At 57.6% G+C, this 12948-nt stretch carries 11 protein-coding genes; 7 read left to right on the plus strand and 4 right to left on the minus strand.

Going from position 1 to position 12948, the window contains the following annotated elements:
- Positions 1-414 precede the first annotated feature (414 nt).
- Positions 415-924: a disulfide bond formation protein B gene (locus tag FJD38_RS05115; RefSeq protein WP_122784874.1), complete on the minus strand. Its 510-nt coding sequence runs from the start codon at positions 922-924 to the stop codon at positions 415-417.
- Between the two features lie 204 nt (positions 925-1128).
- On the minus strand, positions 1129-2301 hold the full coding sequence (gene hmpA / locus FJD38_RS05120) for an NO-inducible flavohemoprotein (RefSeq protein WP_146384196.1): 1173 nt from the start codon (positions 2299-2301) through the stop codon (positions 1129-1131).
- A 149-nt stretch (positions 2302-2450) separates the two neighbouring features.
- Between hmpA and norR the strand changes: the two genes are divergently transcribed.
- The 3 genes from norR to FJD38_RS05135 all read left to right on the plus strand — a co-directional run bounded on the left by norR (position 2451) and on the right by FJD38_RS05135 (position 5572).
- Entirely contained in the window at positions 2451-3995 is a 1545-nt protein-coding gene (norR, locus tag FJD38_RS05125) for a nitric oxide reductase transcriptional regulator NorR (RefSeq protein WP_146384198.1), read from the plus strand.
- A gap of 196 nt (positions 3996-4191) precedes the next feature.
- Positions 4192-5091 carry a chemotaxis protein CheV gene (locus FJD38_RS05130; protein ID WP_146384201.1) on the plus strand — a complete coding sequence of 300 codons (900 nt, stop codon included), beginning with the start codon at positions 4192-4194 and terminating at the stop codon, positions 5089-5091.
- Positions 5092-5095: 4 nt separating this feature from the next.
- Positions 5096-5572 carry a GNAT family N-acetyltransferase gene (locus tag FJD38_RS05135; RefSeq protein WP_122784878.1) on the plus strand — a complete coding sequence of 159 codons (477 nt, stop codon included), beginning with the start codon at positions 5096-5098 and terminating at the stop codon, positions 5570-5572.
- A 16-nt stretch (positions 5573-5588) separates the two neighbouring features.
- Here FJD38_RS05135 and FJD38_RS05140 read toward each other — a convergent pair whose 3' ends face one another.
- On the minus strand, positions 5589-5828 hold the full coding sequence (locus FJD38_RS05140) for a hypothetical protein (protein ID WP_122784879.1): 240 nt from the start codon (positions 5826-5828) through the stop codon (positions 5589-5591).
- Positions 5829-5909: 81 nt separating this feature from the next.
- Positions 5910-6245 (minus strand): hypothetical protein, encoded by a 336-nt coding sequence (locus FJD38_RS05145; protein WP_158637849.1) that lies wholly within the window; start codon positions 6243-6245, stop codon positions 5910-5912.
- 205 nt (positions 6246-6450) lie between these two features.
- Between FJD38_RS05145 and FJD38_RS05150 the strand changes: the two genes are divergently transcribed.
- Genes FJD38_RS05150 through FJD38_RS05165 form a run of 4 tightly spaced genes read left to right on the plus strand, consistent with a single transcriptional unit; the run spans position 6451 to position 12761 of the window.
- Positions 6451-7614, plus strand: coding sequence for an efflux RND transporter periplasmic adaptor subunit (locus FJD38_RS05150; protein WP_146384205.1), 1164 nt, complete (start codon positions 6451-6453; stop codon positions 7612-7614).
- Positions 7611-10706, plus strand: coding sequence for a multidrug efflux RND transporter permease subunit (locus FJD38_RS05155; protein WP_146384207.1), 3096 nt, complete (start codon positions 7611-7613; stop codon positions 10704-10706). Before FJD38_RS05150 ends, FJD38_RS05155 begins: the two co-directional genes overlap by 4 nt.
- A gap of 8 nt (positions 10707-10714) precedes the next feature.
- Positions 10715-11389 (plus strand): heavy metal response regulator transcription factor, encoded by a 675-nt coding sequence (locus tag FJD38_RS05160; protein WP_146384209.1) that lies wholly within the window; start codon positions 10715-10717, stop codon positions 11387-11389.
- Positions 11364-12761 carry a heavy metal sensor histidine kinase gene (locus FJD38_RS05165; RefSeq protein ID WP_146384211.1) on the plus strand — a complete coding sequence of 466 codons (1398 nt, stop codon included), beginning with the start codon at positions 11364-11366 and terminating at the stop codon, positions 12759-12761. Before FJD38_RS05160 ends, FJD38_RS05165 begins: the two co-directional genes overlap by 26 nt.
- Positions 12762-12948 lie beyond the last annotated feature (187 nt).

Genomic DNA, 12948 nt, shown 5'->3' on the forward strand with positions numbered 1-12948 from the left:
TCGGCTACGGTAACAATCCCTAACTATTATTACGCCGCACGCCCCCTAACCCTCTCGAAACAGCTTGTAGCACGCCACCGCCCCTTCAAAAAACGCCTCTTTTTAGCGCACGACCGCCCCATCGTCAATCCGCGTAAACGCCCAAACAAAGAGGCTTACAGCGTTTTTTCATTGAGACGCCCTCTGCCTATTTCAACCCTTGCCCATCAGAAGTAAGTCTAGATCCATTAATACCCGATAGGCGGTTTTACGACGCGCTGCATCCCGCTAAAGCCGCCGTGCGACACCTCTCGCGTGACAATATGTCGCAGCTTAGCAGACACTTTTTTTTATGCTGCATCACATCCTGTTGACATTTGGCCGGACATAAAAAACCCGTACTTCCAATAGAAGTACGGGGCGGATGCGAGTGTTTTAATGCGTTTTTCTGCGATTGCGGTAAATGCCCACCGGCACCAGCACGGCGGTCAACACAAACGCCACCAACGCCCATTGCGCCAGCGACAAGCCCAATACGGGAGGATAAGGCGTTGAACAAAAGCCATCGACTTGAAAACCTAAAGGAAAAATCGCAGCCAGTGGCAGGCCGTCAACGATAGGTTGCAATACATCAAGGCCACAGCTCACTGCCGGGTTAGCGAGGATATAGACGTGGCGGGCCGCAGCGATAATTCCGCCAATGGCACTGAGCACCACCAGCACCTCACACACCGTGATACTGCGCCGGGTCGGCATCGCCACCCCGATAAAGGCAAAGAGTGCGATCAATAACAAGGCATAGCGTTGCAATATGCACAGCGGGCATGGCGCCTCTCCGAGCACGATTTGCATGTACAACGCCCCACCGATCAGGGCCAGGCAAATCAGCCCGAGCAACGCCAGAAAGCGCTTCTCGGGGCCCAAACGCATCATGTCATGTGTCATCGCATATCCCTTAAGCCTGAATATTGGAAAAGTCCGCAGTTTACACGCAGACCTGCAGCCTGAAGGAGTGAAACTGTGTGGATAAACGTGGCGCAAGGCAATTAATGCAACATTAAAGGCGCAAAGCAGCACCCGCGCATCGAAACGGGGTGCTGCCAACCTTTGTCGCCGCTGTCGAGGAACGAAGGCTAGGCTACAGCTGGATCAATCCAACAGCGCAGCCGGGCCGAAGAACTCATAACGGCTTTGTTGCTCTGGCACGCCCAGCGCCTTGAGGTGGCGTTTTACCGAGCGCATAAAGCCTTGCGGGCCAAGGAAGTAGACGTCTGCATCTCGGTCAGCAGGTAACCATTGTGCCAGCACTTCCTCAGTCAGCAGGCCAACATGGTCGGCCCCGTCGTCGTGCTCTTCATAGCAGTAGAAACGCTGCAACTGCGGGTGTTGCTCAGCCAGCTCATCGACCCAGGTGCGGAACGCATGCACACGGGCATTGCGGGCGCAGTGAATGAAATGAATAGGCCGCCCTGTTTTGAGCGCAACCTCAAGCATCGGTAACGTCGGAGTAATGCCGACACCACCGCTGATCAATACCAAAGGCTTATCGCTGTCGGTCAGGGTGAACTCCCCGGCTGGTGGGAACAGCTCAAGGGTATCGCCCACCTGCATACGCTCATGCAGGTAGTTAGAGGCTACGCCCCCTTCCAAGCGCTTGACGCTGATGCGGTAGCGGCCCAGTTGGGCTGTGGCTGACAACGAATAGTTACGGCGCACTTCTTCGCCATCTATATTCAATTTGAGGCCGATGTACTGACCGGGGGTGAATTCTAAAATGGGCTGTTCATCCACAGGGCGGAAGTAGAAAGAAGTCACTTCAGCACTTTCTTCAACCTTGGCCGCCAACTTGAATTCACGCCCGCCACGCCAGCCGCCCGGTGCGTTAGCTTTTTCTTCATACAGTGCCGATTCGGCGCCTATCAGAATTTCAGCCAGCTGATTGTAGGCTGCCCCCCAGGCGGCAAGCACCTCAGGTGTGGCTATGTCGCTGCCCAGCACTTCTTCAATCGCGCGCAGCAGGCAGCTGCCGACAATGGGGTAATGCTCGGGCAGAATTTGCAGGGCAACGTGCTTGTTGATGATCCGTGCCACCAGATCACCCAACTGGTCGAGTTGGTCGATATGACGGGCATACATCAATACGCCGTTAGCCAGTGCGCGAGGTTGAGCCCCGCTGGCCTGGTTGGCCGGGTTGAACAATGGACGCACTTCAGGGTGCTCGGCGAGCATCAATTTATAAAAGTGAGTGGTCAGCGCTTCACCACCGCTTTCCAGCAGCGGTACAGTGGATTTGACGATGGCACGATCTTGAGCAGTAAGCATAAGAGTGACTCCTGATAATGTAGAACTATTAGCCATTACACATCACTATTCGTGCCAACATTTAAATCGTTACAAATCAGATACTTAGAAATTTATTTGTCATTTTGACCCGCCCTGCACTAGAGTCATATCGACTACACGAGGTCAAAATGACTGCAAAACTACTGCTCACCACACTCTTGCCGCTGGTCGCAGACCTGGCCCGCGACCTGCCTGAAAGTGAACGCTATCGCCGCTTGCTGCACGCACTGCGCACCTTGCTACCGTGCGACGCGGCGGCATTATTGCGACTGGACGGTGAATGGCTGGTGCCCTTGGCCGTCGATGGTTTAAGCCTCGACACACTGGGCCGGCGCTTTAAAGTCAGCGAACACCCGCGTTTTCAATTTCTGCTCAGCAGCCCCGGCCCCACGCGCTTTCCCAGCAATTGCGAATTGCCCGACCCCTACGACGGTCTGGTGGACGGTCTGGGTGATCACCTGGAAGTTCACGACTGCATGGGTTGCCCGCTGTTTGTTGATGAACAGCCTTGGGGGTTATTGACACTGGACGCGCTGGACTCAAAGCGTTTTGAGCCTATTGAGCTTGATGACCTGCAAGCCTTTGCCAGCCTTGCAGCGGCTACGGTCAAGGTGGCCCAGCGCATTGAACGCCTGGCTCTGCGGGTCGAGGATGAACAGCAAAGGGCCGAATCCTACCGTCAGGCCCACGACTCACCGGACAAAGAGCTGATCGGCCAGAGCCTCCCGCACAAGCGGCTGCTTGAAGAAATATCCCTGGTAGGCAGCAGTGAGTTGACTGTACTGATCACGGGCGAAACCGGAGTCGGCAAAGAGTTGGTGGCGCAAGCCATACACGCGGCCTCGCCACGCGCCGATAAACCGATGATCAGCCTCAATTGCGCTGCGCTGCCCGACACACTGGTAGAGAGCGAACTGTTCGGTCATGTGCGAGGCGCATTTACTGGGGCCACCCAAGATCGACGCGGCAAATTCGAATTGGCCAATGGCGGCACTCTGTTTCTGGACGAAGTGGGCGAATTGTCACTGACGGTGCAGGCGAAGCTCTTGCGCGTGCTGCAAAGCGGCCAGTTACAGCGCTTGGGCTCAGATCAGGAGCATCGGGTGGACGTGCGCTTAATCGCGGCAACCAACCGGGATTTGGCCGAAGAAGTGCGCAGCGGACGCTACCGTGCTGATTTCTACCATCGTTTGAGCGTCTACCCGCTCAGGGTTCCGGCGCTGCGTGAGCGCGGGCGAGATGTGTTGCTGTTGAGTGGCTTCTTTCTGGAGCAAAACCGTTCCCGCCTGGGCCTTGGCAGCTTGCGGTTAAGCGCCGATGCGCAAGCAGCGCTGGTGCACTATGACTGGCCGGGGAATGTGCGAGAACTGGAACACCTGATAGCCCGCAGCGCGCTGAAAGCCTTGGGCCGTTGCACCACACGCCCGCGTATTTTGACGTTGACGGCGGCGGATCTTGATTTGCCCACCACCACTGAGAGTGCTGGCATGAATGAGCAGGCGATGAGCATTGAAGGCGTGGGCGACTTGCGTCATGCCACTGAGAGTTTCCAACGCCAGTTCATCAGTGCCTGCCTGGAGCGTCATCAGCATAACTGGGCCAGTGCGGCCCGCGAGCTGGGGGTCGACAGGGCGAATCTAGGGCGAATGGCCAAGCGATTGGGCTTGAAATAAAAACCGCCCTCACCCTAACCCTCTCCCAGAGGGAGAGGGGACTAAAAGCAAAAGCAAATCCAGCCCCCTCTCCCTTTGGGAGAGGGTTGGGGTGAGGGTCTTGAAGGCCACACAATCTCCCTGCCCACCTAAAGCCCAACCCGATCAGGTCGATAACCCTGTATCCCACGCCACCCTCGGCCTTTTGAAGGTTTTTATGTCCTCAAGCAATGCCCGCGCAGATTCACTCTCGCTTCTGCTCTTTACCCTGCGCAGCGGCAAGCTGATGGCAATCAACCTGCTCAAAGTCAGTGAAATCATCCCTTGCCCGCCACTGACCAAAATGCCGGAGTCTCACCCCCATGTGAAAGGCATTGCAGTACTGCGTGGCCTGTCTCTTTCGGTGATCGACCTGAGCCGTGCCATCGGCGAACAACCTTTGCTCGATCCTGATGGCGGCTGCCTGATCGTGACCGATGTCAGCCGCTCCAAGCAGGGGCTTCACGTTCAAGCCGTCAGCAGGATCGTGCACTGCCTGACAACTGACATTCGCCCGCCGCCCTATGGCTCTGGCAAACGCTCGTACATCACTGGTGTTACCCAGGTAGACGGCGCGCTGGTGCAAATACTGGACATCGAAAAAGTCATCCACGGTATCGCCCCCACCCGGGTTGACACCTCACCTGAGGTGCTCAGCCGTGAAGACGCCAAACTGCTGGCCAACGCCCGAATTCTGGTAGTGGATGACAGCCAGGTGGCACTGCAACAATCGGTCATCACCTTGCGCAATCTGGGTGTGCACTGCCACACCGCCCGCAGCGCCAAGGAAGCCATCGACCGCCTGCTGGAGTTACAAGGCACGCCGCAGCAGATCAACGTGGTGGTCTCGGACATCGAAATGTCTGAAATGGACGGTTATGCGTTCACCCGTACGGTGCGCGACACCCCCGATTTTGCTCACCTGTATGTGCTGTTGCATACCTCATTGAACAGCACCATGAACACCCAGAAAGCCCACCTGGCCGGAGCCAATGCGGTGCTGACCAAGTTTTCCTCGCCGGAGTTGACGCAATGCCTCATTCAGGCCGCGCGCACGGTAGCCGAACAAGGCTATTAACAGCATGAGTGCCTATAGCCTGTTGCTACGCAAAGACCTGCGCGAACCCTTATTAGCCGTTCGCTGGCCTGACGACGTAACCCTGGCAACCCTGAAGCCACAGTGGCTGCCTCAAGCCCACGCGCTGCTTGACCAGGCGTATAGCGGCGGCATGGGCAGTATCGAATCAATTGCGCACTGGCAACATGCCCTGGTGCATGACGCTGAATATGATCCGCAGTTGTGTTTTGCGCTGCTGCGCAATGGCCAGGTCATCGCGTTTGCACAAGCTTGGACCAGCGCCTTCCTCAAGGATTTGGTCGTGCATCCCGACCACCAGCGCCGTGGCTTGGGCGACGCGTTGCTAAGCCATGTGTTCGCTGTATTTGAGCAGCGTCGCGAAGCCTGTGTAGACCTCAAGGTCATGGAACACAATCACACGGCCCTGTGCCTGTATCAAAAACACGGCATGACCGTGGTGCAACGCGAACGGGTGCTCTGATGAACCGTCAAGTTAATCAGCGTTTACCCATGGTTTTACGCGTGCCATGCGGCGGTGCACCTGGCGTTGTATCGTGGCCGCCAAGCCCGCTCTTCTGGTAATACGCTTTGCCCTGAGATTTGGCTTTAGCAAACTCAGCGGGCTTGAACGGGAATTTGAAGGCCGGGATAACCGGCTTTTCTACAGTGTTGAGGCTGGTTTCGCTGTCAACCGTGTCCACAGCATCAGGAGCGGTCGGTTGTGTAGGAGTAGTCATGAAAGCTCCGGGATACGGGAATAATCAGGCCAATTGGCGAACAGCCGCGCAGTATACCTGCCTGATTCCTCCGCCGCGCAGTCACAAGTAGGAAATAGTTACCACACCCTTTTCATTCGGTGACTCTGCACGCAGGTCTGCGGGTTCGAGCACCTGATACGTCGCGACAAACGGTAGGTCTGCAAACCGACATAACCGGGTGGCCCGGTTCACCGCCAGTACGACCGAGGGGGTGACGTTGATAAGCTGGGTTGCGGCGCCATACGTGACCGTAGCGCCCGCGTCCAATTCGCACATGCGCTCCACGATTGAGCCTCGAAAATGGAGGGTTCCCCCCTCTACGGCGGGCTGGGCACTCACCTGATGTATCAGCCCCAACACCCCGAATACCGACAGCCCGAACGCTACATTCTTCATCATGCATCTCCGTGCGGGAACGCTGAAGCGCTCCTCTTATTAATCAGCCTATCGGCCACTCATGACAGATCCTGACAAGCCTTCACACTTTTTTAATTAAGCTGTCGGTAATGTCAGTTAGCCGTCACTGTACTGACCGGGTTCACGCGTTATAACCCTTGGCTGAGCCCATCCAACCACCTCACGCACACGGCGTCTAACCGGCATGCCAACCAAAACCAATAAGATAGTGCTGGGCACATTAGTTGTTGCCCTTATCGGCGGCACACTGTGGTGGGCCACACGCCCCCCCCCTCTCAAGTCATCCGCTGCTGCGCCCGTACCGGTCAGGGTGATTCACGTGGTGCAGCAAGATGTGCCGCGCTATGTCAGCGGGATTGGCTCAGTACTGTCCCTGCACAGTGTGGTCATACGCCCGCAGATCGACGGCATTCTGACCCGGCTGCTGGTAACCGAAGGCCAAACGGTCAAAGCCGGAGATTTGCTGGCAACCCTGGATGACCGTTCAATCAAGGCCAGCCTCGATCAAGCCAAAGCCCAGTTAGGGCAAAACCAGGCGCAACTGCAAGTCGCCCGGATCGACCTCAAGCGTTACCTGTTGCTCAGTGTCGACAACGGGGTGTCCAAACAAACCCTCGACCAGCAGCAGGCGCTGGTCGATGAGCTCAACGCCACAGCGAAGGGCTATCAGGCTGCGATTGCCGCTGCAGAAGTTCAGTTGTCGTTCACCCAAATTCACTCGCCGGTCTCAGGTCGCGTTGGCATTCGCACGGTTGACCAAGGCAACTTCCTGCGTGTCAGCGATACCCAGGGGCTGTTTTCCGTCACCCAAATCGACCCGATTGCCGTGGAGTTCTCGTTACCGCAACAGTTGCTGCCGACCTTGCACGCACTCCTCGACGCTCCACAACCGGCCTTGGTCAAAGCCTTTCTAGGCAACGCCGGCCCCGCAGGTACGCCGCTGGGCCAAGGCCGCTTGAGCCTGATCGATAATCAGGTATCCGCAACCACCGGCACGATCAAAGTCAAAGCTCAATTTGATAACCCCACCCACACCTTGTGGCCCGGCCAGTTGGTCAATATCGAGATCCAGACCGGGCTTGAACAACAGGCCCTCGTGGTGCCGCCACAGGTGGTGCAGCGCGGGCTGGATAATTACTTCGTGTACCGCACGGTGGGCGATTCGGTTGAAACCGTACCGGTACAGATCGTCTATCAAAACACGGCGCTCAACGTGATCAGCGGGGTCAATGTGGGCGATACACTGGTCAGCGACGGCCAGTCACGGCTTAAACCCGGCTCGCACATCACCGTCTTGAGCGAACCGGCGCTAACCGACGCACGCAGCAACCCGCCGGTGCAACCATGAGCCGCAGCCGCTCGCTCTCTGCCTGGTGCGTTGATCACCCGATAGCCACGGTGTTACTGACCTTTGCGCTGGTATTGCTGGGGCTGATTGCCTTTCCGCGGCTGCCCATCGCGCCTTTGCCCGAGGCGGAATTCCCGACCATTCAAGTCTCGGCGCAATTGCCCGGCGCCAGCCCCGACACGATGGCGTCGTCGGTAGCCACCCCGCTGGAAGTGCAGTTCAGCGCGATCCCCGGCATGACCCAAATGACCTCCAGCAGCGCGTTGGGATCGACCACCCTGACCCTGCAATTCACCCTCGACAAAAGCATCGATACCGCCGCCCAGGAGGTGCAAGCGGCCATCAATACCGCATCCGGCAAATTGCCTAAAGACATGCCGACATTACCGACCTGGAAGAAGGTCAATCCGGCGGACAGCCCCGTGCTGATCCTCAGCATCAGCTCTTTGCAAATGCCCGGCACAGAACTGAGCGATTACGTCGAAACCTTGCTGGCCCGACAGATCAGCCAAATCGATGGCGTGGGCCTGATCAATATCACCGGCCAGCAGCGGCCGGCGATCCGGGTACAAGCCTCTGCGGACAAACTGGCCGCCATTGGCCTGACGCTGGCCGATATACGTCTGGCCATTCAACAAACCAGCCTTAATCTGGCCAAAGGCGCGCTGTACGGGCCGTCGAGCATTTCGACCCTGTCGACCAACGATCAATTGTTCAACGCCGACGAGTACAGCCAGTTAGTGGTCTCCTACAAAGACGGTGCCCCGGTACAACTTCGGGACGTGGCGCGGGTGATCAACGGCTCCGAAAACGATTATGTGCAAGCGTGGTCCGGCCATCAGCCGGGGCTCAACCTGGTGATTTCGCGCCAGCCCGGCGCCAATATTGTCGAGACGGTAGACCGTATTCAGGCCGCCCTGCCGAGCTTGCAAGCAATGCTCCCGGCATCGGTCGAAGTGACCGTGCTGAGCGACCGCACCAAAACCATTCGCGCGTCGTTGCACGAGGTGGAAATCACCCTGCTGATTGCCGTCCTGCTGGTCATCGCCGTAATGGCGCTGTTCTTGCGCCAATGGTCGGCCACCCTGATCGTATCTGCCGTGCTCGGTGTGTCACTGATTGCCAGTTTTGCCTTGATGTATGTATTGGGCTTCAGCTTGAATAACCTGACGCTGGTGGCCATCGTGGTGGCCGTGGGTTTTGTGGTCGACGATGCCATCGTGGTGGTGGAAAACATTCACCGTCATCTCGAAGCGGGCGAAAGCATGCGCGATGCGGCGATCAAAGGTTCCAGCGAGATTGGCTTTACCGTGGTGTCGATCAGCTTTTCGCTGGTGGCGGCCTTTATCCCGCTGCTGTTTATGGGCGGCGTGGTGGGCCGTCTGTTCAAGGAGTTCGCCCTGACCGCCACCTCGACCATTTTGATTTCGGTACTGGTGTCGCTGACCCTTGCGCCCACCCTGGCGGCGCTGTTCATGCGTTCGCCGGTGCATCAAGCCGATGCCAAACCGGGGTTTGGTGAGCGCTTGCTGAGGCTTTACGACAGAGGGTTGCAACGCGCACTGGCCTATCAACGGCTGATGCTGGGGATCTTCGCTGTCACGCTGGCGATGGCCATTGCCGGCTATGTGCTGATCCCCAAAGGGTTCTTCCCGGTGCAAGACACCGGCTTCGTGCTCGGCACCACTGAGGCTGCGTCCGATATTTCATTTACTGACATGAAACAAAAGCATCTGGCGCTGGCCGACATCATCAGCAACGACCCGGCCGTGCAGGCGTTCTCCCACGCGGTGGGGGTGACCGGCAGCAACCAGACCATCGCCAACGGACGCTTCTGGATTGCCCTCAAGGATCGCGGCGACCGCGACGTGTCCGCCAGCGAGTTTATCGACCGTATCCGCCCGCAACTGGCTAAAGTGCCAGGCATCGTGCTCTACCTGCGCGCCGGGCAAGACATCAACCTCAGCTCGGGGCCAAGCCGCAGCCAATATCAATATGTACTTAAAAGCAACGATGGGCCGACGCTCAACACCTGGACTCAGCGCCTGACTGAAAAGCTGCGGGCCAACCCGGCCTTCCGCGACTTGTCCAACGACCTGCAACTGGGCGGTAGCATCACCCATATCAGCATTGATCGGAACGCCGCTGCCCGCTTCGGCCTCACCGCCACCGATGTTGATGAGGCGTTGTATGACGCGTTCGGCCAGCGTCAGGTCAATGAGTTTCAGACCGAGATCAACCAGTACAACGTGATTCTGGAAGTCGATGCACAGCAGCGCGCCGAGGCCGAAAGCCTGAACTACTTCTATCTGCGCTCGCCGCTTAACGGTGACATGGTGCCATTGTCCGCCGTAGCCAAGGTCGATGCGCCGGTCAGCGGGCCGTTGTCGATCAGCCATGACGGCATGTTCCCGGCCGCCAACCTGTCCTTTAACCTCGCGCCCGGCGTGGCACTGGGCGATGCGGTGCTGATGCTCAATCAGGCGAAGAACGAGATCGGTATGCCGGCCACCATCAGCGGCAACTTTCAGGGCGCGGCACAAGCATTCCAAAGCTCGCTGGCCAGCCAGCCGTGGCTGATTCTGGCGGCACTGGTGGCGGTGTACATCATTCTTGGCGTGCTGTACGAAAGCCTTGTACACCCGCTGACCATCATCTCAACCTTACCTTCGGCCGGGCTTGGCGCACTGTTGATGCTATGGCTGTGTGGTCAGGACTTCTCAATCATGGCGCTGATCGGCTTGGTTCTGCTGATTGGTATCGTCAAGAAGAACGGCATTCTGATGGTCGACTTTGCCCTTGATGCCCAGCGTACTCGCGGTTTAACGCCTGAGCAGGCGATTTATGAAGCCTGCCTCACGCGTTTTCGGCCCATCATCATGACCACCCTCGCCGCCTTGCTCGGCGCACTGCCATTGATGCTCGGTTATGGCACCGGCGCTGAACTGCGTCAGCCGTTGGGCATTGCCGTCGTTGGCGGGCTGTTGGTGAGCCAGGCGCTGACGCTGTTTACCACGCCAGTCATATACTTGTGGCTTGAGCGGCTGTTCCATCGTTCCAAACCCGTCAGCTTGCTGGCGACGAATCACTGAGGCGGGTTATGCGCGTTCTGATAATTGAAGACGAAGAGAAAACCGCAGACTACCTGCATCGTGGCCTGACGGAGCAAGGCTACACCGTGGATGTGGCCCGCGACGGCATTGAAGGCTTGCACCTGGCACTGGAAAGCGACTACGCGGTGATTGTGCTTGATGTGATGCTGCCGGGGCTGGATGGCTTTGCTGTGTTACGCGCTCTGCGCGCCCGCAAACAAACCCCGGTGATCATGCTGACCGCGCGCGAACGGGTTGAAGACCGCATTCGCGGCCTGCGCGAAGGAGCCGATGATTACCTGGGCAAGCCGTTTTCGTTTCTGGAACTGGTGGCTCGCCTGCAAGCCCTGACCCGACGCAGCGGTGGTCACGAGCCAGTGCAGGTGACAGTCGACGACCTGTGGATCGATTTGATCAGCCGCAAGGCGACGCGTTCGGGTACGCGCCTGGACCTGACAGCCAAGGAATTTTCATTGCTTAGCGTACTGGCGCGAAGCCAGGGCCAAATCCTCTCTAAAACCGCCATAGCCGAGATGGTCTGGGACATCAATTTCGACAGCGATGCCAATGTGGTCGAAGTCGCCATCAAACGCCTGCGCGCCAAACTTGACGGCCCCTTCGAGCACAAATTGCTGCACACCATTCGCGGTATGGGTTATGTGCTGGAGCGACGTAGTGCCTAAGCGGCCCCATCGTTTGAACGCCATCGCCCTTCGCCTGAGCGCCATGTTCACGCTGGTGGCCTTGGTGGTGTTTGTGCTCATCGGTGGGGCGCTGTACCAGCAAGTCGACAAAAGTATCGGCTTGCTGCCCGAAGCCGAACTGGATGCGCGCTACAGCGTACTGGAGTCGTCGATCAACCGATTTGGCAATCCAGATCATTGGGCCAAAATGAGCACCAAACTCAAATTGCTCAGCGAAGAAGACAAGCGCATCCATTTTTGGGTTATCAGCGACGATCCGAATTATGAGTACGGCCACCCAGACGCCATCGTGCGGAATTTTGCTCAAGGCCCGCCCGGTGTACGCGACCTGCATCTGCCCGGTGAGGCTTATCCGTTCAAAGTGCTGGTCAGCCAGATGCCGGCCAAAGAGCAGCGCCCGGCACTGCGTTTTCTGATCGCCATCGACACCGAGACCTTTCGCCAGACCCAGCATCAATTGCTGGTGGCTCTGATCAGTCTGGCGATTATCGGGGTGCTACTGGCGTCGCTGCTGGGCTATTGGGTGGCCAAAATCGGCCTTAAACCTTTGATCACTTTGTCTGAAGAAGCCCAGAAGCTGGCCCCTCCGCGCTTGTCCGGACGTTTGCATCTGGACGCTTTGCCGCCGGAGCTTGATCAATTCGTCAACGCATTCAATTCGACCCTTGAACGTGTTGAACAGGCCTATACCCGTCTGGAATCCTTCAACGCAGACGTGGCCCATGAACTGCGTTCGCCGCTGACCAACCTGATCGGCCAAACCCAGGTTGCGCTGACCCGCGGGCGGTCGGCGGAGCATTACTTTGAGGTGCTGCAATCCAATCTGGAGGAGCTGGAGCGGTTGCGCAGCATCATTAACGACATGCTGTTTTTGGCCAGTGCGGATCAAGGCAGCAAAGCCAGCAAACTGACCCGCGTGTCGCTGGCGGACGAAGTGGCAACGACACTGGATTATCTTGAATTCATTCTGGAAGACGCGCAGGTACAGGTTCGAGTCAGTGGCGATGCGCAGGCGGATATCGAAAAAGCTCATCTGCGTCGAGCGCTGATTAACCTGCTCAACAACGCGGTGCAGCATACCGAAGCAGGGCAATCGATTGAGGTGCTAATCAGCCAGAGCGCTGAGCGGGTGAGTATCAGCATCAGCAATCCGGGTGCCCCCATTGCCGAGGAGCACCTACCGCGTTTGTTCGAACGCTTCTACCGTGTTGATGCCTCGCGGCATAACAGCGGCGCCAATCACGGCCTGGGACTGGCTATCGTCAGGGCCATTACGCTGATGCACGGCGGCGAGGTGTTTGTAACCAGCCGCAATGGGACAAATACGTTTGGCCTGCATTTGCCGGTGTAGTCCATCCATCGCGACATATCGCGCTGAAAAAAGCAGTCATTCTTGAGCGGTGCCTCGCCAGCGACACAGTCTTTGATCGTGTTCCCACCGTCACTTCACCTACAGCACTGAACAATCGGTAATACATATTTAGAATCTTTCAGAATCCTCCTACACCCCCCTCACCTGTCAATCCGTTAGCGTTCAG

The organism is Pseudomonas saxonica (assembly GCF_007858365.1).
GTDB classification, from domain to species: Bacteria; Pseudomonadota; Gammaproteobacteria; order Pseudomonadales; family Pseudomonadaceae; genus Aquipseudomonas; species Aquipseudomonas saxonica.

What these genes read in the sequence shown, in the direction of transcription:
- FJD38_RS05145 (WP_158637849.1), bottom strand. Translation starts at nt 6,245, where the DNA reads ATGAAGAATGTAGCGTTCGGGCTGTCGGTATTCGGGGTGTTGGGGCTG.
- FJD38_RS05140 (WP_122784879.1), bottom strand. Translation starts at nt 5,828, where the DNA reads ATGACTACTCCTACACAACCGACCGCTCCTGATGCTGTGGACACGGTT.
- FJD38_RS05135 (WP_122784878.1), top strand. Translation starts at nt 5,096, where the DNA reads ATGAGTGCCTATAGCCTGTTGCTACGCAAAGACCTGCGCGAACCCTTA.
- FJD38_RS05165 (WP_146384211.1), top strand. Translation starts at nt 11,364, where the DNA reads ATGTGCTGGAGCGACGTAGTGCCTAAGCGGCCCCATCGTTTGAACGCC.
- hmpA (WP_146384196.1), bottom strand. Translation starts at nt 2,301, where the DNA reads ATGCTTACTGCTCAAGATCGTGCCATCGTCAAATCCACTGTACCGCTG.
- FJD38_RS05155 (WP_146384207.1), top strand. Translation starts at nt 7,611, where the DNA reads ATGAGCCGCAGCCGCTCGCTCTCTGCCTGGTGCGTTGATCACCCGATA.
- FJD38_RS05130 (WP_146384201.1), top strand. Translation starts at nt 4,192, where the DNA reads ATGTCCTCAAGCAATGCCCGCGCAGATTCACTCTCGCTTCTGCTCTTT.
- FJD38_RS05160 (WP_146384209.1), top strand. Translation starts at nt 10,715, where the DNA reads ATGCGCGTTCTGATAATTGAAGACGAAGAGAAAACCGCAGACTACCTG.
- FJD38_RS05150 (WP_146384205.1), top strand. Translation starts at nt 6,451, where the DNA reads ATGCCAACCAAAACCAATAAGATAGTGCTGGGCACATTAGTTGTTGCC.
- FJD38_RS05115 (WP_122784874.1), bottom strand. Translation starts at nt 924, where the DNA reads ATGACACATGACATGATGCGTTTGGGCCCCGAGAAGCGCTTTCTGGCG.
- norR (WP_146384198.1), top strand. Translation starts at nt 2,451, where the DNA reads ATGACTGCAAAACTACTGCTCACCACACTCTTGCCGCTGGTCGCAGAC.